The sequence below is a fragment of the Lactiplantibacillus paraxiangfangensis genome (assembly GCF_036246185.1).
Taxonomy (GTDB): domain Bacteria; phylum Bacillota; class Bacilli; order Lactobacillales; family Lactobacillaceae; genus Lactiplantibacillus; species Lactiplantibacillus paraxiangfangensis.
In genome coordinates this window covers 25013-46553 of sequence record NZ_BTPW01000004.1, presented here as the reverse complement: position 1 = coordinate 46553, position 21541 = coordinate 25013, and the positions used below count along the sequence as shown (strand labels likewise).

At 45.6% G+C, this 21541-nt stretch carries 17 protein-coding genes and 1 tRNA gene; 8 read left to right on the top strand and 10 right to left on the bottom strand.

From position 1 onward, the window contains the following. Nucleotides 1–8: 8 nt before the first annotated feature. From AAA939_RS02880 to yycF, 3 genes are read right to left on the bottom strand one after another with little or no spacing between them, the layout of a single operon-like run. Nucleotides 9–1334, bottom strand: a complete 1326-nt coding sequence (locus AAA939_RS02880) for a YycH family regulatory protein (protein WP_338225908.1) — start codon at nucleotides 1332–1334, stop codon at nucleotides 9–11. Next, a complete protein-coding gene (walK, locus tag AAA939_RS02875) occupies nucleotides 1315–3189 on the bottom strand; it encodes a cell wall metabolism sensor histidine kinase WalK (RefSeq protein ID WP_338208614.1) in 1875 nt (624 codons plus the stop codon). Before walK ends, AAA939_RS02880 begins: the two co-directional genes overlap by 20 nt. 13 nt (nucleotides 3190–3202) lie before the next feature. Continuing rightward, nucleotides 3203–3910: a response regulator YycF gene (gene yycF / locus AAA939_RS02870; protein WP_338208616.1), complete on the bottom strand. Its 708-nt coding sequence runs from the start codon at nucleotides 3908–3910 to the stop codon at nucleotides 3203–3205. Between the two features lie 337 nt (nucleotides 3911–4247). Between yycF and AAA939_RS02865 the strand changes: the two genes are divergently transcribed. From AAA939_RS02865 to AAA939_RS02830, 8 genes are all read left to right on the top strand, one after another. Then, nucleotides 4248–4320 (top strand) — tRNA-Lys (locus AAA939_RS02865). Between the two features lie 168 nt (nucleotides 4321–4488). Beyond that, entirely contained in the window at nucleotides 4489–4920 is a 432-nt protein-coding gene (locus tag AAA939_RS02860) for a pyridoxamine 5'-phosphate oxidase family protein (RefSeq protein WP_338208618.1), read from the top strand. A gap of 235 nt (nucleotides 4921–5155) precedes the next feature. Then, nucleotides 5156–7879, top strand: a complete 2724-nt coding sequence (locus tag AAA939_RS02855; protein WP_338208620.1) for a glycoside hydrolase family 65 protein — start codon at nucleotides 5156–5158, stop codon at nucleotides 7877–7879. Nucleotides 7880–7894: 15 nt separating this feature from the next. Further along, nucleotides 7895–8566, top strand: a complete 672-nt coding sequence (pgmB, locus tag AAA939_RS02850) for a beta-phosphoglucomutase (RefSeq protein ID WP_338208621.1) — start codon at nucleotides 7895–7897, stop codon at nucleotides 8564–8566. A 397-nt stretch (nucleotides 8567–8963) separates the two neighbouring features. Further along, nucleotides 8964–9449 carry a PTS sugar transporter subunit IIA gene (locus tag AAA939_RS02845; protein ID WP_338208623.1) on the top strand — a complete coding sequence of 162 codons (486 nt, stop codon included), beginning with the start codon at nucleotides 8964–8966 and terminating at the stop codon, nucleotides 9447–9449. Between the two features lie 35 nt (nucleotides 9450–9484). Further along, a complete protein-coding gene (locus AAA939_RS02840) occupies nucleotides 9485–10342 on the top strand; it encodes a PRD domain-containing protein (RefSeq protein ID WP_338208625.1) in 858 nt (285 codons plus the stop codon). Beyond that, nucleotides 10339–11799 carry a PTS transporter subunit EIIC gene (locus AAA939_RS02835; protein ID WP_338208627.1) on the top strand — a complete coding sequence of 487 codons (1461 nt, stop codon included), beginning with the start codon at nucleotides 10339–10341 and terminating at the stop codon, nucleotides 11797–11799. The genes AAA939_RS02840 and AAA939_RS02835 overlap by 4 nt, the downstream gene beginning before the upstream one ends. Nucleotides 11800–11802: 3 nt before the next feature. Further along, on the top strand, nucleotides 11803–12552 hold the full coding sequence (locus AAA939_RS02830) for a ChbG/HpnK family deacetylase (protein WP_338208629.1): 750 nt from the start codon (nucleotides 11803–11805) through the stop codon (nucleotides 12550–12552). Nucleotides 12553–12618: 66 nt separating this feature from the next. On the opposite strand, the gene AAA939_RS02825 is transcribed toward AAA939_RS02830, so the two are convergent. The 7 genes from AAA939_RS02825 to rplI form a co-directional block, all read right to left on the bottom strand. Then, complete coding sequence (locus tag AAA939_RS02825) at nucleotides 12619–13386, bottom strand: Cof-type HAD-IIB family hydrolase (RefSeq protein WP_338208631.1); 768 nt, start codon at nucleotides 13384–13386, stop codon at nucleotides 12619–12621. 353 nt (nucleotides 13387–13739) lie between these two features. After that, complete coding sequence (locus AAA939_RS02820) at nucleotides 13740–15362, bottom strand: peptide ABC transporter substrate-binding protein (protein ID WP_338208633.1); 1623 nt, start codon at nucleotides 15360–15362, stop codon at nucleotides 13740–13742. Between the two features lie 326 nt (nucleotides 15363–15688). Continuing rightward, on the bottom strand, nucleotides 15689–16933 hold the full coding sequence (locus AAA939_RS02815; protein ID WP_338208693.1) for a glutamate-5-semialdehyde dehydrogenase: 1245 nt from the start codon (nucleotides 16931–16933) through the stop codon (nucleotides 15689–15691). A gap of 29 nt (nucleotides 16934–16962) precedes the next feature. Next, a complete protein-coding gene (gene proB / locus AAA939_RS02810) occupies nucleotides 16963–17751 on the bottom strand; it encodes a glutamate 5-kinase (protein WP_338230457.1) in 789 nt (262 codons plus the stop codon). 29 nt (nucleotides 17752–17780) lie between these two features. After that, a complete protein-coding gene (locus AAA939_RS02805; RefSeq protein WP_057705778.1) occupies nucleotides 17781–19007 on the bottom strand; it encodes an MDR family MFS transporter in 1227 nt (408 codons plus the stop codon). Between the two features lie 626 nt (nucleotides 19008–19633). Beyond that, nucleotides 19634–21067, bottom strand: a complete 1434-nt coding sequence (gene dnaB, locus AAA939_RS02800; RefSeq protein ID WP_338208636.1) for a replicative DNA helicase — start codon at nucleotides 21065–21067, stop codon at nucleotides 19634–19636. Between the two features lie 15 nt (nucleotides 21068–21082). Next, nucleotides 21083–21535 (bottom strand): 50S ribosomal protein L9, encoded by a 453-nt coding sequence (gene rplI, locus AAA939_RS02795; RefSeq protein WP_338208638.1) that lies wholly within the window; start codon nucleotides 21533–21535, stop codon nucleotides 21083–21085. Between the last annotated feature and the right edge of the window lie 6 nt (nucleotides 21536–21541).

Below are 21541 nucleotides of genomic sequence, written 5' to 3'. Positions count from 1 at the left end.
CCGCCCCCTTAAGATCCGCTCAGCATCGACGTATACGTTCGCCAACTACCATTGTAGTAAACGTAATACGTCGGCGTCAGGTCAATCACTAGTTTGGATGACTTGTTTTGCGACCACTGGTAGCCTAATTCAATGCTACCAATCTTATTATTTTTATAACCGGCTGCAATCAGCTTCTTGAGCACGCTGGTCGAGCTTGGCAAAGTCACCGATTGCTTGTTCCCGGTTGTTGGTACGGGCACTTGCAGGCTGTACAGTGAGAAGTAGTAACGGTCGAGACCGTTAGCCGTCAACTGAATGCGGACATCCCCATTTTCCGTTTGATTAAAAATTGGGAATCCTTCCACGTAGCTGCGGTAAATAACACTACTACTGGTCGAATCGTAGCCGTAGTAACGGATGTTGTCCATCGGTACCCCTAATGAGACCAGGTACTTATAACTCTTCTTTAGCTGGCTCGCTAGCGACATCTTCCGGGTATCCCCGGAGTCACTGTAATCTTCGAAGTAAACGGTCCCGAGCTTCGGATTAACGGTCATGCGCTTAAAGCTGCCCGTCGTGTACTCCTGCTTACCATTACGGTTATGCACGGAGACCGTCGAGTTCCCATCCGCATCGAGTAAGCGGTTGGCGATTTCACTAGCCGCAGATTTACTCATCAGGTAACTGTATTGCTGCATTTTGACCGTATCCGTGTAATCCAAATAGGTCGCATTGTCTTCATACGTCATTTTAACGGCAATCGCCTTGACCTTATCCGCTGCTAAAACCTTATCGAGCGAACTAAGCGACTTCTTCCGCAACCGCACACTATAAATTTCATGATGATTATCATTCAACAAATAAATGTGGTCAGTATCATGAATCGGAATCACGATGCGACTAAATTCAGACGACCGAAAACTCCGTAAATTCTGATTAAAAACGGTATTAAACATACTAATCGTGACGCTATCCGGGAAATTTAAAACGTACGAATCTTCCCCGTTGAGTAGCGCCGTGTAGCTACTAGCCGACGTCACGCGAACCTTAGAGATACTTTCCGCGTGCCACTTGCTGAGCTGATCTTTAAATTGGCTAACTAAACTGACATTCTTGTTAATCAAGAGGGCCTGTTTCCCATTAGAATCCGTTCGAATCAGCTGCGTTGGCAAGTAAATGTCGTCGACCGTCCGCGTCGCTAACGTTGAGTTTGACGACGTGGTACTAACCTTACTTTCACGTTCATAACGCGACGGGTTCATCCAAATATAAACGGATAACCCGACACTTAGAAGAATCAGGGCCGTGAGTGCGATTGGTAACAATAAGCGTCTAACCTTGTGAGTCGTCATCCCAAAGATCCTCCTCTTCATAAGGTTCGTAAGGCAAGGAAATGTAGAACGTCGAGCCCTTACCCTCTTCACTGTCGACCCAGATCCGACCGCCTAACATTTGCACAACTTCTTTGGAAATTGCCAAACCTAAGCCAGTCCCACCTTGAGCCCGTGAACGTGCTTTGTCGACCCGGAAGAATCGGTCAAAGACGTGGGTCAAATCGGCCCGCGGAATCCCTAATCCTTGGTCACTAATGCTAATGATCACTTGGTTATGGGTCTCTAGTAAACGACAAGTCACGACCCCACCATCTGGTGAATACTTGATGGCGTTATTCATGATATTATCCAAAACCTGCGTAAATTTATCCGTATCGATTTCGACCCACAGATCCCGCTTCGTAAATTCACGTTTAATCGTGTAATACTTAGCTGGATTATCATCTTTTTTCAAAATCATATCGAACCGATTTAAGACGTAGTTAAACATCTCGTTGATATTAACGAGTTCCATATCGACCCTAGTCGTCCCGGAATCCATCCGTGACAAACTCAACAGTTCGTTGATCATCCGGATCATCCGGTCCGTTTCTTCTTGGGTCACCTTTAAAAAGCCCGGTGCGACTTCGGGATCTTTCCACGCACCGTCGCTTAAAGCTTCAATGTAGCTCCGTAAACTCGTCAACGGTGTCCGCAACTCGTGCGACACGTTGGAAACGAACTGTTTACGGTCATTATCGATTTTTTGTTGTTCAGTAACATCGTGTAACACGCAGACTAGACCACTAATAAACCCGGATTCACGCTGAATCAGCGAGAAATAGGCGTTCAAAATCAAGTCATGTTCATTCGATGAGAAATCAAGCATCAATTCATCCTGATTTTCGATCAAGTCACGCAGGGAATACTCATCACGAATCTTTAAAACGTCCAAGATCGAGTTGCCAATGGCCTTTTCAGCGACCACGTCCACAAAATCCGACGCCGTTTCATTGATGATCGTAATATTTCCCCGGCGATCCGTCGCAATCACCCCGTCACTCATGTGTGACAGGACACTGTCCAACCGGCGGCGTTCCGCTTCAGTGGACTCTTGCGACTCTTCGACCCGAATCGACAAGTTATTGATGGCTCTCGCCAGTTGTCCCAGTTCGTCATCGCTATAAACGCGCACTTGCCCAGCGTAATCGCCACGCGCGATTCGTTGCGTCTGTTGCTTCATTTCTTCAATTGGTCGGGTAATTGCCCGGGCAATGATAATGGCAATGCCTAGCCCGAGCACCATGGCCACTAGCGACGCGGCCACAAAGATCCCCATAATGGTATTGATCGTACTATAGACGGACTTCATATTCGCCCGGACGTACAGTACCCCGACCAGCTGACTATTATTCCCCGTCGAACTCGACGTGTAGAGGGGCACGATTGAAACGTAGTATCGACCATTATTTTGCGTATCATAAGTGTTCTTGGTATAGGAACGATTATTATAGATTGCGTTTTTGACGTTACGGTCAGTTGTCTTCTGACCAACGATTGTCTGATCATTGACATCATTAGTTCCGCGAATGGTCCCTTTGCTATCAATGACTCGAATTTCATCGATATTGGCATAGTTGTAATTCGACAGAATCGTCTTGATCTGAGTATTTGCTTTAGTCGTATTATTCGACGATAACTGCTCCGCCAGTGAATTATCCACGTACGTTGGAATCTGAACCGTGGACTTGAACTGGCGAATGTTGGTCGATTCTAGTTGCCGCACAAAAATGGCGCCAACAATTTCTAAAGTAATCAGTAACAATAACGCAAACACAAGCGCAATCTTAAAATTAATCGACTTAAAAAAGTTCTTCCGTTTAAATCTCAACACGGTTTAACGACCTCTACTCATTATCAGGATTGCGTAGGTAGTAACCCACCCCACGACGAGTGACTAGCCACTTTGGATGACTAGGGTTATCTTCGACCTTTTCACGTAAACGCCGAACTGTCACGTCCACCGTCCGGACGTCACCAAAGTAATCGTAGCCCCAAACAGTTTGTAACAAGTGTTCCCGCGTCATCACTTGGCCGATATGTTGACCCAAGTAATGCAAAAGTTCAAATTCACGGTGGGTTAACTCAATGTTTTCCCCACGCTTAGAAACCATGTAAGCTTCTGGGTGAATGACTAAGTCACCAATTTCAATGTCTGAATTTTCTTCAACTTCGGCTGGTTGCGCAGCGGGGGTACCTTGACGGCGTAAATTTGCTTTAACCCGTGCGACTAATTCCCGGTTAGAAAACGGCTTCGTAACATAATCATCCGCACCGAGTTCCAGACCAAGCACTTTATCTAATTCCGAATCCTTTGCCGTAACCATAATGATTGGCATATCGTAGTTTTTCCGTACTTGGCGGGCGACTTCCAAACCATCCATCTTAGGTAACATCAAATCTAACAAAATCAAATCCGGGTGAACTTCTTCAACCTTTTGCAAGGCTTCCTCACCATCGGCGGCGACGTGGACTTCATAACCTTCTTTGGTTAAGTTAAACTTCATGATATCTGAGATTGGTTTTTCATCATCAACTACTAAGATTTTTTTCATAACGATTCTTCCTCCTTAGGGGAAAACAGGTTCATTTTTAAGTTTATTGGGTGTTGCTTCGATAAATTACGGAAAATCAAAAGGTCTTTCCGTGTCAGGTTGGCTAAAAAAATTATTTTCAGCACTGTTTTTAGTATATCACAAATAACGTGAGCTTTCTTTGCATAGAAACCCCCGTAGCTCTAGTATTTCCCGGGAAATTGTCCGTTCGTTTAAGTAATCGTTTTCACCAGCTTTTTAATAAAAATTAGCAAGTTTTGAAAAAAAATTCAGAAATAGTATTGCCAGAGTCCCGAATTCATGATATTATATTTTTCGTTGAGTTGTTACATTTTATGGGCAGTTAGCTCAGCTGGCAGAGCAACGGACTCTTAATCCGTGGGTCCAGGGTTCGATCCCCTGACTGCCCATCATATGACCATTAATCAGTTTTCACGCCGTGATTATCCACCGTGGAAGCTGATTTTTTTATGCACTTTTTATTCAAATCGTCCCCTCGCTGGCTTTGCGTTTAATGAGCATAACGTATGACTTTACCGTTGCGTTCCGGCATACTGACATTAAGGGGATGATGAACCATGCAACATACCACACGTCAAATCGCATTACATATGATCCAGACGGCCCCCGTCTTCACCCTCGCAACGATTGATACCAACGGCTTCCCAACCATGGTCGCGTTAAGTCCGATGCCAACACACCGCAGTCTCGAAGAATTGTTCTTCTATACTAGTCGGCAAACAACGACGGCACAAAATATTCGGGCTAGCAAACGCGCGAGTCTATTTTGCTATAATCTTAGCGACTATTCTTCGGTGATGCTAAAGGGGCACCTGACTTTTGCGGGAATCGACGCGTTTGACCAAGATTGGCACTTAGAACTCAACGCCTTTCAACGGCGCCTCAATTACAAGGATCCGGTCATCTTACGATTTCAAACGAGTGCGGTCAAAGTACGTCAAATGATGATGATGGATCATTTAGAATTACTTGATCAGCCACTGGATTAATTAAATCCTTCCGATACTGATCTACTGCCATCACCAACGACTGAGAAATAATTCTCAGTCGTTTTTGTTTATTCACTTTTATAAGTAACTGCCGTTTATTCCCGCTAACGCGCGCGTTGACACCACATTGTTTGCAGGCGTTCAGTAAAGAGTCTAGGCTTGATATTAGGATCTTTATTTTAATTTTTACGTATACTGCTACTTTTTTAGTAACCGAATTAAGGAGTGTAAACTTATGCAATTAATTAGATTACGCATTGAAAATGACGCAATGGATATCACCTATCACTCAGACGCCGACCACCCGGAGACAGCCCATTACCTGATTGCTTATAATCCCGAACAGTCGATTGGCGAAAACTTAGAAAATATCAAAGTTCGCCTCGCAGGATTGCACTTTGACGCTGCCATTCTGGATAACGGCTTAGATTACCCGTTTTCGGACACGATCGTTGGCGTTAACTACGAGCGGATTGACGTGGGCCTGGCGTTAACAAACCTGTTAAACATTCCGGTCGTCAGCGCCACCACCGTTCGAAAGATCGGCCTCGATAAAGCCATTCAGCAAAAGGTCCATTACTTACAGTGGCACCTGGATTACTACGGTCAGTACTACGGTGTCCGTAATAACGGCCAAGAAGCCATGCTGACCGTCGGCAACGGCTATTTTGGGGTTCGCGGGGCCTTCTTAGAGAGCCACGCAGATAAAGATAATTATCCCGGAACTTACGTTGCAGGCGTCTTTGACACCGAAACAACTAAAATTCACGATCACGACGTTACCAATGAAGACCTCGTCAACTTACCGAACGCGCAGTTCATGACCTTTGGCGTTGACCACCAACCCCCTTTTACGCTCAACCAACGCGAGCTCCAAGACGTTTACCGCAGTCTTAACCTAAAAACTGGGCTGCTCACAACGACTAAGATCATTCAACTCGCCTCTGGCCACCAGCTTCAAGTGGTCTCTAAGAAAATCGCTAACATGAAAGACTGGCACCGCTACAGTATTCGCTACCAAGTCACACCACTCAACTTCTCAGGTTCATTACAAATCTATTCAGAAATTGATGGAAGCGTTGTCAACAGCAATGTAAGTCGGTATAATGTTTTTGACCAGCAACACCTTCACACGCTTGGGATCGAGTCACACGCTAATACCGTGTACTTATCCGGTGAGACCCGTTCATCGCACATTAATTACACGCTCGGCGCGCAGTTAACGAGTCCTGACATCAAATCACCGCAGGATTTCAAAAGCAGTGAGGAGCCTCAGGGCGTTCGTCAGAGCGTTTCGCTCCACGTTCAAGCTGGTCAAACCTATACGTTCGATAAGAATGTTGTCATTGCCACCAGCAACGCCCAGGATGATCCCCAACTATCCCGGGTCAGTGCCGAGCTGAACCAGTCCAGTTTTGACAATACGGTCAAAGCCAGCACCACTTACTGGGATCAGACGTGGCAGGACGCGGATATTCGCATCCATGGCGACATTACGAGTCAACGAATGGTGCGGGTCAATATTTACCACAGTTTCGTATCCGCAGCTGCCGTTGAAAGCGGACAATTGGATGCTTCCGTTGGCGCCCGGGGCTTACATGGAGAAGCCTACCGGGGCCACGTGTTCTGGGATGAAATGTTCATTTTACCGTTCTACACCTTGCACCGCCCAGAATTAGCGAAGCAACTGTTGTTATACCGTTACCGGCGACTTCCCGCGGCACGTAAAAATGCGCAGGCCGAGGGCTTTAGCGGTGCGATGTATCCGTGGCAATCCGCTCATAAGGGTGATGAACAAGCGCAATTTACCCACTTGAATCCCCTCACGGAAAAATGGGACCCGGATAATAGCCGTCTCCAGCGCCACGTCTCTTTAGATATTGCTTATAACGTTTGGTTTTACTACCACACCACGCATGATAAGAAGTTTTTACGCCACTATGGCATGGAAATGTTACTTTCAGTCGCGGCGTTTTGGATCAGTAAAGCCACCTATGATCCAAAAACAGATCGTTACAGCATTAGCGGCATCATGGGACCTGATGAATTCCATGAAAATTACCCGAACAGTGCTGAAACCGGTCTAGCTAACAACGCTTATACCAATATCATGGTCGTTTGGCTATTTAACACCATTAGTAAACTGCGCACCGTCTTGGATGACACTGACTATCAAAAAGCGGCTGAAGCAGCTGATTTTAGTCAGGAATTAGCAACTAAGATGGACGCAATTGGACACAAACTAACACTTGAAATCAATCAGAGCGGGATTATCGCACAGTTTGACGGGTACTTTAACCTGCCGACCTTGGACTTCCGGAAATACCGGCAAAAATACGGTAATATTTCGCGGATGGACCGAATCTTAAAGGGTGAGGATAAAACACCCGACGCCTACCAAGTTGCAAAACAAGCCGACGCACTGATGGCTTTTTACAACTTCGACGTAACAACCGTTCAAGATTTAATCAAAAAGATGGGCTACCAGCTTCCTAAGGAATACTTAACCCATAATATTCAGTTCTACCTCGCACGAACGACCCACGGTTCAACACTGTCACGAATCGTATACGCGGTTTTAAACCAACTGGATGAAAACTACGACGACGCATGGCAACTCTTCTCAGAGGCGCTTGTTTCCGACTACTACGACATTCAGGGTGGGACGACCGCTGAAGGAATTCACCTTGGCGTAATGTGCGCCACTTTGAACCTAACGACTCGTAATTTTGGCGGTGTCAGTCCGTTTGGAAGTCACTTGAAAGTTGACCCAGAATTGCCAGATCAGTGGCATGGTCTAAAATTCAAGCATTGCTTCCAGGGCGTTCACTATACCTTTAAGATTAGCCATACCAAGGTCTGTGTGATTGCGGATCAAGCCTGTGAGATTCAAATTGCTGGCAAAAAATATCAATTAAAATCAAAGAAACCACTAACTGTGGCCTATGTTAATCACTAGGAGGAAGCAATCACAATGACCAAATTTGCAGATATTAAAGGATTCGTTTTTGACTTAGATGGTGTCATCACCGACACTTCTGTTTTTCACAGTCAGGCTTGGCACCAAGTTGCCGATAAAGTCGGTGTGAAGTGGGATGATGACCTCGCCAACGCCTTGAAGGGAATTGGCCGGATGGATTCTTTAAACCTGATCCTCGCTAAGGACCACAAGGAAAATGACTTTACCGAGGAAGAAAAGGTCGCACTGGCCACCGAAAAAAACGACAACTATTTAAAGCTCGTTAACCAGATGACGCCTGCTGACATTTTACCCGGAATTCAAACATTCCTTGAAGATTTAAAGGCTAAGGGGTACCTGCTTTCATTAGCCTCAGCTTCGAAAAACTCACCACTCGTTTTGAAAAAGTTGGGCTTGGGTGAGTACTTCCCTAAGTCCGTTGATCCTGCGACTTTAAAGCACGGCAAGCCAGATCCTGAAATTTTCCGGCGCGGGGCTGAGATCTTATCCCTAGACCCAGCCGAATGTATCGGGATTGAAGACGCCGCTGCCGGCGTGCAATCCATCAACGGTGCCGGTGAAACTTCCGTCGGCATTGGCGATCCGAAAATTTTAGCAGCCGCTGACATTAACTTTACCGAGACAGCACAGTTAAGTTTGGCTAATATTAAAGCAGCGCTGGGCTAAATATTTTAAACCAATAACAATCTTGGAATTTACCTTAAAACACGCCACCGAAGGGAATTAAAATCTCTCAGGTGACGTGTTTCTTTTTAGTCGTCAAAAACTATGGTACATCCCCTTTTAGCTCACTTTTTTAAAAAAACTAATAAGCCGCGCCATGGCTAAAGTCTAGAATATGGTTAAACAATTTTAAATCCAAATTAGACTGCCATTTGTCGAAAATAATTAATAAAGGGTTGCATATCTAAAAATGTTGTTTTATTATCTATGTAAGCGTTTTATATAACTTAAACAAAAAAATTTAGGATTGTTACTCAAAACTCTTTGAGGCATTACCTTCACTACTAACCTAGGAAGGATTGTGCCCTGAAGAGTTTTTTTGTATAGGAGGTATTAGAAAATGTTTGGATTAAAAAAGAAATCGAGTTTTAAGGTCGTCGCACCAATCTCCGGTGTTTGCCAACCACTGACTACGGTAAACGATGACGTATTTTCTAAAAAGATGGTTGGTGATGGTTTTGTCCTGAAGCCTGACGAAACTGCTAACACGGTCGTTTCACCAATTGATGCAACGGTAGAAATGTTACCCGATAGCAAACACGCCATTGGAATTAAATCCGTTAACACGCCAATCGAATTACTGGTACACATTGGCCTGGATACCGTTAAGTTAAACGGAACGGGGTTTAAAGCATTGGTTAAACAAGGTGACCAAGTCAAAGCCGGTCAACCCGTTATTAAATTCGATCCTCAGGTCATGGCCAAACAAAAGCTAGACATGAGCACGATGGTCATCTTTACTGCTGGGTATCAACAACCTATCGACTTAGGCAGTAAATACCAGCAGCAAGTCACTGCCGGACAAACCTTGCTGATAGCTAAATAAACATCTAAATAATCAAACGATGGGAGGTGAATAGTTTGTTGGTAATTAAAAAGATTAATAATAATGTCGCAGTTTGTCGAGATAATAACGACGACGAGTTAGTCGCATTCGGTAAAGGGATTGGCTTTCAAAAAACGCCTTATGAATTAACAGATATGGGTAAAATTTCAATGACCTTTTATAAACTCAACTTGCATTATTATCAATTATTAAAAGAAATCCCCGAAAACATTTTTGAAGTAAGTGCGGAAGTTGTTGCTCAAGCACAGCAACAAATACCGCGCGACTTGAATCCCAATATGGTTTTTAGTTTGGCCGACCATATTAATTTTGCAATTACGCGTCTTCAACAATATCAAAATATGAAATTACCCTTTTCGTATGATGTTCAGCAATTATATCCAGATGAAACAAAAATGGGAAAACTCGCTGTTAAATTAATTCGACAACGGCTGAAAGTCCATTTACCGAGTTCTGAAGTAACCGCGATTGCCATGCATTTTGTTAATTCGCAATCAGTAAGTGAAACAGCAGACGACAAAGACTTTACAGAAGAACTCATCGATCAAGCTACACAAGTTATTGAACAGAATTTCAAAATCCATATTGATCGTCAGGGGTTCACTTACAACCGCTTTACCATGCACGTTCGCTATTACCTTAAACGAATTCAGGCGGATGAAGTATTGACCGAAGACGAGAATACAACATTATTCAAAGCCATGAAAGATGAGTCCCCCGCAATTTATCAATGTGCTAAAACAATTGCTACTAAAATTGATGGACAACTGAGTACTCACAGTAGTAACGACGAAATATTTTATTTGATGATTTATATCAAACGGATGTTAAACAAATCTATGGATACAACCAATGAGGAGACTTCAAAATGAGTAATAAAGATTCACAATATGAGAAAACCGGTCAAGCTGTATTGACCGCAGTTGGCGGGGCCGCCAACGTTACATCGGTGACACACTGCATGACGCGCCTACGTTTTAATCTAAAAGATGCTAGTGTCCCTAACGATGATCAAGTCCGTGAAATTAAGGGCGTTATTGGGGTGGCACGTGCAGGCGGACAATACCAAGTCATTATTGGTCAAACTGTTGATAAAGTTTATGACGCTGTTTGTGCGGCCGGAGACTTAACTCGGAATACACCAATTAATGAAAACTTGGACGCTAATCAGCCTAAAGAAAAACTAACTTGGAAATCAGCTGGATCATTAATCTTAAATAAATTAGCTGGCTGTTTAACCCCCTTAATTCCAATGTTAATCGCAGCTTCAATGTTTAAAATGTTTGCCGCAATTTTCGGGCCTAGCATGTTAAACCTAATTAGTGCAAATAGCGACCTATACAAGGTATTCACGTTTGTTGGTGATGCTGGTTTCTATTTCTTCCCTATTGTTCTAGGCTATACAGCTTCAAAACAATTCGGTACGTCAGCAATCGTCTCAATGTTTTTAGGGGCAATTATGATTGACCCTAACTTGATTAAAATTGTGACCGCTGGCAAAGCCTTCTCAGTGTTCGGCATCCCAATGAGCTTGGTTAATTATTCCAGCACTGTCATTCCAATTATTTTATCTGTATGGGTTATGTCCTACGTTGAGCGTTTCTTCAAACGCTATATTTCCGAAGCACTGAGTACTATTCTGGTACCCACTTTAACCATCATGGTCATGGTTCCAGTCAGCCTTTGTCTGCTTGGCCCCGCCGGTAACTTTATCGGTAATTACATCTGTGAAGCTATCTTAGCCTTCGGTAAAATGGGTGGCATTCCAAGTATCATTGCGATTGCGGTCATTGGTGCCCTTTGGGAAATCTTAGTTATGACCGGGATGCATTTATTAATGATTACAACTATGATGATGATTTTTGCTCAATCCGGGCATGAAAATTTTGTCACTTTAGGTGCAGTTGCTGCTAGCTTATCCGTTGCCGGAATGTGTTTAGGTACTGCTCTACGCTTAAAGGACAAAGATCAACGAACTTTAGCTTGGGGCTACTTAGTTGCTAGCTTAATTGGGGGTGTTACAGAACCCGGCTTATACGGGATTGCGGTTCGGTACAAGCGCCCATTCATCGGTATGATGATTGGTGGATTCTGCGGTGCCTTATACGCCGGAATTGCCCACATTACCGCTTATGTCATGGTTCCCGTTGCCAACTTCTTAGCGCTAACCGCCTATGTAGGTGGCAATTCCGTCAATATAATCAATGGGGTTTTAAGTGGTGTGATCGCATTTACCGCTGCGGCAGTAGCAACGTATTTAATCGGGGTTGAATCAAAACCAACTAGTATTACTGATACATCAAAAGATTTTAAATTAGTGGAGGCTTAGTTTATGACTAAAGTGATTGTACGTGCAGATGATTTAGGGTACTCGGAAGCCGTTAACTTAGGTATTGAAAAAACGGTTAAAGATGGCATCATCAATAACGTTGGTGTGATGGTCAATATGCCAGCAACCCAGCACGGGTTAGATTTGCTAGCTGGTACAAACGTTTGCTTAGGCTGTCATACCGTTATTTGTGCCGGTCGGCCGTTAACCGATCCTAAACTAATTCCAAGTATTACAACGCCGGATGGTTATTTTAAACCCTCTAAAGTCTATCGAAGTGCCAAACACGACTTCGTTAACCTAGATGAAGTTATTATCGAAATTGAAGCGCAGTATCAGCGTTTTGTCTCGCTAACTGGTCACAAGCCTGGCTATTTTGAAGGTCACGCGGTCGTCAGTGATAACTTTATTAAGGGGTTACAACTAGTTGCAGAGAAACATGATGTTCGGTTTCTGAATTTCTCATTTGACGGAACACCAACGCCCCTGAATGGCAAAAAGTTATACGTTGCCATGGAAAGCATGCAGCCTAACTACGATCCATTAGCTACGTTAAAGAAGATGGCATCGACAACTCACACTGACGGCTATGGCGTTATGGTTTGTCATCCCGGCTATTTGGATAATTATATTTTGACGCATTCAAGTCTAACGATTCCACGCACACAAGAAGTTGCAATGCTCTGTGACGACAAAACACGCGACTGGTTAAAAGAAAATGATATTGAATTAATTAGATATGATGAAGTTTAATTTCTATCTGAAATAAAATAAGGTTGATTACCAGCAGTTGGTAATCAGCCTTATTTCGTTTCTAAGCTAAATTAAATCATAGTGCGCGAGTCCCTGCCTAATCCCGTCGTGCATGTTGTCAGCGGTCACGTAAGCCGCCAAGTGCTTAACGGTGTCGTTGCCATTTCCCATGGCAATCGGCTTTTGCACCGCCTGAAACATTTCAACATCATTCAGCGCATCACCAAACCCATACGTGGGTAGGTTCGTTAAATGTGCCTTCGTCAAAATATCGTGAATCCCAACGGCTTTTGAAACACCCCATGGCATCGTGTCGAGCGCGCGCGGATTATTGCGCACGAAGCTCAACCGACCCCGGTACCGCTGCGTGTATTGTGTGCCGGCCATCGCTTCAAACGTCAATAAAAAGTTGATCACGTTATGCCGATAAAAGTCGGGTTGAACCGTTGCGGTCTGCCCTAAGAACCGATAATTTTTAACGGTTAAGGCATCCCGATGACTCAACGCAAAACCGGCGTTATTATAGTAAGCCAAAGCAGTCTGATTAATATTTGCAAAGTGGGTTAAATCCGTTAAAACATCCTTATCAATTTCATGAACGGATAAAAATTGTCCCTGATAGGCAACGTAACTCCCGTTCGCACTGACGATTGAATCAATGCCCGTTTGTGCCATGAGATCAGCGACTTCAAAAACGTTACGGCCGGTCGCAATCACCGGTAAGACGTGGTTGGCCTTCAGCTGCTGAATCGCAGCGACACTACTCGGGGCCACCGTCTTGTCATCACGCATCAGCGTGCCATCCAAATCAAAAAATACGACTGCTTGATACAAAGAAAGACCTCCTAAATTAATTCCCTCTCTCCAACTAAAGCTTGGTTGGAGGCTCTTCTTTATTATACCGCCACCGACACTGACAATGGGAAAATCGCCCTACCTTCAGCGTTTCAATGTATCAAAAAAAGGCCGTGACCAATCAAGGAAAGTCACAACCTTTTTCTACGTCTCTTAAGGATCGACGGGGATACTTCCTAATGACATAATCGCGGGGTGCTGATTAAGAAGTACAGTTATAATATACAAAGCCAGCCCCGCTGCCACTATCAATTTCGTGTAATTTTTTTGTAAAATTTCCAACGAGCTTTCATTGATTCCCGTCTCATTAACAAAACAATGAAAGTCACTCATTATTTCCAATAAGCGTACCGGTACAAGACATCCCGCAAAAGCGTGACGTGCACGCCACCCACTTTAGAGCTAATGAGGTGGGCTGCCGACGTTTGGTACAACGGCGTGACCCCTTGCTTTTCCGCAATCATCTTAGCGGCTGCTTGCATCGTTTGATACCGATCAGTCTTAGACTGCGTCCCCGCCGCAATGGTCTTGATTAACGCTTCATACTGCGGGTCGTTAAACTTCCCAAAGTCAACGGAATTGGTGATTGAGGCCTTGTTCAGAAAGTCGACCGGGTCTTGGAAATCGCTGGACCACCCCAGGGTCGCAAAATCAAAATTACCTTTGTTCAAAGTTGAAATTTCATTCGTCAGTGGCACCGACTTAACGTTCACCGTAACGCCTTTCAGGTTCTTTTCAATGGCCGCCTGAATATATTCCGCGACTGACTTATTGATATCATTATCATTTGTTAACAGCTGTAACGTCAGATGCTTCGTCCCTAGACTAGCCTGGGCCTTTTGCCAGTATTCCTTAGCCTTGGCTGGGCTATAGGGATACAAATTGCCCGTATCCGCATTGAAGTCCTTGCCGGTTGTGGGGTTCTTCGTATTTCCCGTTGGAACTAAGGACTTCGCAGCGACCGAACCATCTTTCAATACGTTTTTCGCTAAGGATTGGCGGTTCAAAGCATAGCTAACCGCTTGCCGTAACGCCGTATTCTTCAGTTCAGACCGCTTTTGATTCCAGAGCATGAAGTATAACTGATTCAGCTTCGTGATCTTTAACTGCTTTTTTAAGGCGCCCTGCTTTGCGTCAGCGACCTGGGTCCCCGTAATTTGGGTCACTTGTACGGCGTTACTTTCAAACATGTTCTGGGCCGTCGTATTGGTTTTCACCGTCTGAACTTTAACCGTCTTGATACGAACAGCTTTTTTGTCGTAATATTTCGCATTGCGACTATACGACCAAGTATCGTTAGTCCCGTTCCAGCCTTTCAAAACGTAGGGGCCGTTTGCTAAGGTCGTTTTGGCCGACGTCCCGTACTTATTCCCGTACTTTTCCGTGAATTTCTGATTTAACGGGTACAGCTCCGTGGCTAACCGGTAGTTAAAGTAGGGCACCTTTTGGATCAACTTAATTTGTAGCTTATACTTGCCCAACGCTTTAACACCTAACGTGCTGACCGCCTTTTTGCCCTTGGTGATGGCCGTGGCGTTTTGAATCTCTGACACGTGTCCCACTTCTTGCGACTTCGTTTTCGGATCAACTTGCCGTTGGAACGAATAGACAAAATCCGCCGCCGTAACCGGGGCACCGTTGGACCATTTCGCGTTATGCCGCAGGTCAAACGTATAGGTCTTACCACCATTCGTCGGCTTCACAACCTTCGTCGCAATCGCCGGCACAACTTTGCCACGCGTATTCGTGGTGTACAGCCCTTCCATAAATTGCGCGATGGCCTCTTGACTGACGACGTCGTCCGCCTTATCGGGATCCGCCGTTGCCATGGCCTGCGAAGCCGTCACCGATAGCATCTTATCCTGCTTCTTGGAACTGGACTGGGTCCCACAACTGGCTAAGACAAGCGCCAACGTCGCAATCCCCGTTGAAAACAACCATTTATTTAGTTTCATTTTGCCACCCCTAGTTAAAAATCACAGTGTCCGCCATCCGTCATGACTGACAACACATGTTTGGAAGGCCCCCATTGTCCGTGATAGTACGGAAGTTAACGTACCGTTGTTTTCGTTGATTTTTCACTCTTCAACGCCTCCCAGATTTTTAACCAGCATTTTACAAATATTAAAAAATGATGATTTTTAGATTAATATAAGATTAAAACAGCAATTAGTCATTGTCAATTACAAATCGTTCCACAAAAAAATAGGCGTTCGAGAAACTTGCTCTCGAACACCCTTTTTTTGAGTTGTAATCACTCATAATCGCCTAAAGATAAGCTTTATTGACGGACTTGTCCGTTGCCGTCAATCACGTACTTGTACGACGTTAATTCAACTAACCCCATTGGGCCGCGCGCGTGGAGTTTCTGCGTAGAAATCCCAATCTCCGCACCAAAGCCGAATTCAAAGCCATCCGTAAACCGGGTCGACGCGTTAATGTAAACACACGCCGCGTTGATCCGTTGCTGGAAGACTTTCCCGGCTTGATAATTATCCGTCACGATAGCTTCAGAATGTTGGGTATTGTAGTGATTAATGTGTGCAATCGCCGCAGCCTCTGAATCGACCACTTTAATCGCAATAATCAAATCATTATATTCCGTTCCCCAATCGGCTTCCGTCGCAGGGACAACGTCCTTCACGATGGCTTGGGTTGCTTCGTCACCCCGAACTTCGACCCCGTTATCACGCAAGACCTTAACAATTGTTGGTAAATAAGCTTCCGCAACATCTTTGTGAATGAGGACTTTTTCGGTCGCGTTGCAAACTGATGGCCGCTGAACCTTCCCGTTAACAATAATATCGGTCGCCATTTTTAATTGAGCGTCCTTATCAACGTAAACGTGGCAATTGCCAGCACCCGTCTCAATAACGGGGACGGTGGCCTTACTTAAAACGGTTTGGATAAGCCGCGCACTCCCACGGGGAATCAACACGTCAATGTAATCCGTCAACTGCATGAATTTTCCCGCCGTTTCGTGCGACGTATCCTGAATCAGTTGAACGGCGTTTTCGTCCACGCCCTGTGCCTTTAACGCCCCCCGTAAGACCTTAACTAGGGCTTGGTTGGAATGCAGTGCTTCCTTCCCACCGCGTAAAATAACGGCGTTTCCCGTTTTAAAGCAGAGGGCCGAAGCATCGACCGTCACGTTAGGCCGTGCTTCAAAGATCATCCCAATCACCCCAAGCGGAACCCGTTCCTTGGCAATGGTCAAGCCGGCTTCGTTACGCCAAGCCCGGTCAACGTTGCCAATTGGATCTGGCAAAGCTGCCACCTGCTTTAAACCAGTCGCCATGTCTTCAATTCGACTAGCCGTCAGCTTCAAACGGTCGATAAACTTCGCCAACACTTGTGGATTTTCTAAATCCCGCGCGTTCGCCGCTAAAATTTCATCTTGCTGGTCCGTTAAGGCTTGCGCCATTGCGAGTAACACATCGTTCTTTTTAGTCGCCGATAATAAGCCGAGTGAATAGCTCGCTTGTTGGGCTTGTTGACCAAGCTGATTTAAATCAGCAGTTGCCATTTCCATGATTGATTCCTCCTAAAAGTAAATTATCCAAACAACGTCCCGACCGGTTCCCCGGCGATAATCTGAAAAATAATGGCCGGGTCTTCGCCGTTAGCCAAAATCATTTGACCATCGGCTTTGATCATTCGTTCCGCCGCTTTTAACTTGGTGACCATGCCACCCGTACCAAACCGGCTACCACTACCGCCGGCCAATTCGTACGTCTGTTGGTCTACCCGTTCAACGTGCGACAACAGTTGGGCCTTCGCATCCGCATTCGGGTTGCCATTGTAAAAGCCATCAATATCGGACAACATAATCAGTAAGTCCGCGCCAATGTTCGTCGCCACAATGGCCGACAACTGGTCGTTATCACCGAACTTCGTTTCATGGTCCAACTCGTCGACCGCGACCGTATCGTTTTCATTAACGATTGGGATCACGTTTTGCTGCATCAGGGCTTCAAAAGTATTCAGAACATTTTTATGGCTCTTGGGGTAGACAAAAATGTCGCGGGTCAGGAGCACTTGCCCAATTTTTTGTTCATAGATGGCAAACCGTTCTTTATAAATCGACACTAATTCAGTTTGGCCGATTGCTGCAATTGCCTGTTGTTCAGGAATCGCTTTTGGCCGTTGCTTTAGGCCCATGTAGTTCAAGCCGACCCCAATGGCCCCTGAAGAAACCAAAACGACTTCGCGCCCCCGATGACGCATGGCACTGATTACAAACGCTAACTGGTCAATTGCGCGTAAATTGATCGAACCGTCCGGATAAACCAAGGTACTCGTACCGACCTTGATTACGACCCGTTTTGCACGTAATTTTCGCATGACTTTCACTGTTGCCACCAACCTCTTAATTATTTTGTTTCACGTGAAACATTATCTGATTGAATATCAATTTTCATATAATCGGTGGCGCCACGTCGATTGACGTGCACCACGCCCATATTAACTGCTAACACTACTAATAAAACCACAAAAGCTAATAAAAACAAAGCTTTGTACGACCAGTTATCAATAATCACCCCACCAAACAATGGGCCGAGTGAGCGTCCTAACGCACTGAAAGCTTGAACGAGCCCTTGGTACCGGCCCTTCGCCGCAATTGGCGTTAGCTGACTAACCAGGGTCGGCATCGCCGGTGACCAGGTCGCCTCCCCAATCGTCAGCAGAACCATGGCAAACACAAAGTGGGCGTAGTCGTGGGCGCTGACTAACGATAGGAAGGAAAGCCCCACAAACAGCATGCCAAAGAAGAATTGGTAGTATAAATTTTTAATGCGGTCCCCTAACAGACTCAAAATGCTTTGAATCAAAACGAGTAAGCCCGCGTTGATCGTCCATAGGAAACTGTAGTTGCGTAGCGGCATCCCCAAATTCGTCATGTAGACTGACAGGTTGCTGACCCATTGTTCGTACAGTAGCCAAATAATAAACAAACTAATAAAGAAGGTCCAAACCATCCGGAAGTTCGCTTTCGGAAGCTGAATGCCATCCCCCTGACGCGGATCAACCCCGGTCACGTTTTCTGAATCAACGTTATATTCAAATAACGCAATCAGTAGGAACACGACGAATAACCCCGTCGTCATGGAGAATAGTAGCTGCATCCCCATGCTGTAAACAATTCCCACGAACATGGTCCCAAAAACGACCCCTAAGTTGGCTGCCAGATACATCAAGGTAAAAGTACGCCGGACTTTATCACGCGGCACACTCGCTGCTAAGGCGTTAAACATGGTGTTCAACCAACCGGCGGCAAAGCCAGTCACCACTAATAAAATGGGGTACCATGGCCAGCTATGTAAAAAAATCAGCATAAAGTTGGCCGTTCCGTTGAGGACGATGCCCATTAATAGGAGGTAATACGGATTACCCCGGTCAAAGATTCGACCGCCAATCGTACTAGCCAGAACGTTCGCCACGGAATTAAGGAGTAAAACGACTCCCGTTTCCGTGAGCGACTTGCCCAACACGTTATGCATATAGATGGTCGTTAGTGGCCAAATAAAGCTCATTCCAATGTTGTTCATAAACTGCCCGGCAATTAGCCAGGGCGTTGCAATTGTTTGTCTTCGTGCCATAGCACCACCACCCATTTATTCATTCAATCTACTTTTCATCATAGCAAAGTTCACCAAAAATAACAGGGTCCCGCCACAACAGGGAGTCGCCACGGCACTGCTTATCATTAGAAATCCAGCATTTTTCGGCGCTTCGCCGGCAGAATCAGTGGGCCGTGGGGTCGGCTACAGACAAGCAACGGTCTTCCGCCTCGCTTGAAAGCCTCAAAGGACGAGTCTTTCAAGTCGCCCCGCACTGTAACCTGGCAAAAAAGCGCCAGCTAACAGTGCCGACACGGCCTACTGGTTCTGCCAGCTACGCTAAGATTGTTTTAATAAAACAAACTAGTTAAGTTTGATAGCAACCTCAATATAGTCGGATGCTCGGAGGTTGCCACTGATGGCATCGGTCGTGATGGTGGTGTTGGGCGGCGCTTTTCCGCCCTTACACCACTGGACGGTCCGAGATACTTGCGCATTTTGCAAGTATTTCGGGCGAGGGGCTAGACCGCTCCCCAGGCTAGCCCCGGTCCCACGACCGCATGTCATCAGTGGCAACCGGAATAGCTTTTAACCTTTAACCACAATTCAAGCTAAAAAAATAGTGCCCAAGACCAAGTCTCAAGCACCATTTGTGATTGTTATTTTTACCCTTGTTGCGGGTCCTGTGCGTAGGAAACGGACGAGAACTTATTAAACGGTTTGACGAACAACAGTTTAACGGTCCCCCGCGCCCCGGCACGGTTTTTTTCAATAATGACTTCAACTTCACCGACGTCTTCGGAGGCATCATCATCCCGCGGATCACCGCCGTTGAAATCGCCGCCTCCGCCACCATTGCCGAAGTTGTTGCCGCCGTCATCGTCGTCTTCTGACCGGTAATAATCTTCCCGGTATAGGAAGGCTACGATGTCGGCATCTTGTTCAATTGATCCGGATTCACGAATATCGGATAGAACTGGTCGCTTATCCTGACGTTGTTCCACACCACGTGATAATTGAGACAGCGCGATGACCGGAACCCCTAATTCCTTGGCTAACTTTTTCATTTGCCGTGAAATTTCAGAAACTTCTTGTTGCCGACTTTCGGTGTTGCCACCTTCGATCAGTTGCAAGTAATCGACCACGATTAGGCCCAAGTTTCCTTGTTCCTTAGCCAACCGCCGACTCTTCGCCCGAATTTCGGACATCTTGATCCCCGGTGTATCGTCGATGAAAATGCTGGCCTTGGATAAACTCCCCATGGCCACCACCAAGTGTTCCCACTCTTCTTCATTCAATTGCCCTGTCCGTAAATGGCCGGCGTCAATACTACCTTCCGCACAAAGCATCCGGTTAACTAACGACTCGGCACCCATTTCCAAACTAAAAATGGCAACCGTCGTATCCGTCTTCGTCGCAACGTTTTGCGCGATGTTTAACGCAAAGGCCGTTTTCCCAACGGCTGGGCGGGCAGCTAGGATAATCAGGTTATCCGGCTGAAGCCCCGCGGTCATCTTGTCCAATTCGGTAAAACCGGTTGGTAACCCGGTAATATCATCATCGTTTTGGTATAACCGGTCAATTTCTTCAATCGTCGAGTTCAACACGTCGTTGATTGACTTAAACCCACTCTGATTCCGCTGTTCAGAAACATTCATGATGTCGCGTTCAGCGTCATCTAGTAACGTTGTCACGTCGTCATTTTCCGTGTAAGCCTTCTGGGCAATCTCAGTGGCCGTCTTGATCAATCGGCGAACCGTTGCTTTTTGCGCAACGATTTTCGCGTAATAACCCGCGTTCGCCGCCGTCGGAACGGAACCGGCAAGTTCCGCAATGTAGCTCATCCCACCAACGTCATCCAATTGGTTTTGGGCCGTCAGTAAATCGCTGACCGTCACCGCATCAATGGCCTCGTCACGGTCATTCAACGTCACCATGCTGGCAAAGATGATTTGATGTGCGCGCCGGTAAAAGTCCTGCGCTTCGACGAACTCCATTGATTCAACAAGCGCGTCACTGTTTAGGAAGATCGCCCCAAGAACCGCTTTTTCAGCTTCAATATTTTGTGGTGGGGTTTGATCTAGCACATCGTTGTTCATTTATGGTCCCCTTTTTTACTTTTCGATAACGTGAACGCGAATTTTTGCCGTAACTTCTGGATGTAATTTCACTGGAACGTTGGTATAACCGAGTACCCGAATTGGATCTGGTAACTCGATCTTACGTTTGTCTAACTTAACGTTATATTGGTCAGCCAGCGCCGTTGCAATTTGCTTGCTAGGAATGGAACCGAATAACCGGCCATCCGTCCCGGCCTTTGCTTTAAGTTCTACGACCGTTGCGTCGGCTTCGAGGGCCGTCTTAGTCGTTTTAGCTTCAGCCAATTCTTCTTCAGCCTTAGCTGCTTCATTCTTTTGTTCCGCCTTTAAAGTGGCAACCGCCGCCTTAGTGGCTTCCTTAGCTAAACCTTTTTTAATTAAGAAGTTTTGTGCGTAACCATCGGGCACATTTTTAATTTGGCCCCGTTTACCTTTACCACGAACATCGTTTAAGAAAATAACTTGCATTTTGCT

Coding starts and splice junctions, on each gene's coding strand:
- AAA939_RS02880 (WP_338225908.1), bottom strand. CDS start 1,334: ATGACGACTCACAAGGTTAGACGCTTATTGTTACCAATCGCACTCACG.
- yycF (WP_338208616.1), bottom strand. CDS start 3,910: ATGAAAAAAATCTTAGTAGTTGATGATGAAAAACCAATCTCAGATATC.
- AAA939_RS02860 (WP_338208618.1), top strand. CDS start 4,489: ATGCAACATACCACACGTCAAATCGCATTACATATGATCCAGACGGCC.
- AAA939_RS02855 (WP_338208620.1), top strand. CDS start 5,156: ATGCAATTAATTAGATTACGCATTGAAAATGACGCAATGGATATCACC.
- pgmB (WP_338208621.1), top strand. CDS start 7,895: ATGACCAAATTTGCAGATATTAAAGGATTCGTTTTTGACTTAGATGGT.
- AAA939_RS02845 (WP_338208623.1), top strand. CDS start 8,964: ATGTTTGGATTAAAAAAGAAATCGAGTTTTAAGGTCGTCGCACCAATC.
- AAA939_RS02835 (WP_338208627.1), top strand. CDS start 10,339: ATGAGTAATAAAGATTCACAATATGAGAAAACCGGTCAAGCTGTATTG.
- AAA939_RS02830 (WP_338208629.1), top strand. CDS start 11,803: ATGACTAAAGTGATTGTACGTGCAGATGATTTAGGGTACTCGGAAGCC.
- AAA939_RS02820 (WP_338208633.1), bottom strand. CDS start 15,362: ATGAAACTAAATAAATGGTTGTTTTCAACGGGGATTGCGACGTTGGCG.
- AAA939_RS02815 (WP_338208693.1), bottom strand. CDS start 16,933: ATGGCAACTGCTGATTTAAATCAGCTTGGTCAACAAGCCCAACAAGCG.
- proB (WP_338230457.1), bottom strand. CDS start 17,751: ATGCGAAAATTACGTGCAAAACGGGTCGTAATCAAGGTCGGTACGAGT.
- AAA939_RS02805 (WP_057705778.1), bottom strand. CDS start 19,007: ATGGCACGAAGACAAACAATTGCAACGCCCTGGCTAATTGCCGGGCAG.
- dnaB (WP_338208636.1), bottom strand. CDS start 21,067: ATGAACAACGATGTGCTAGATCAAACCCCACCACAAAATATTGAAGCT.
- rplI (WP_338208638.1), bottom strand. CDS start 21,535: ATGCAAGTTATTTTCTTAAACGATGTTCGTGGTAAAGGTAAACGGGGC.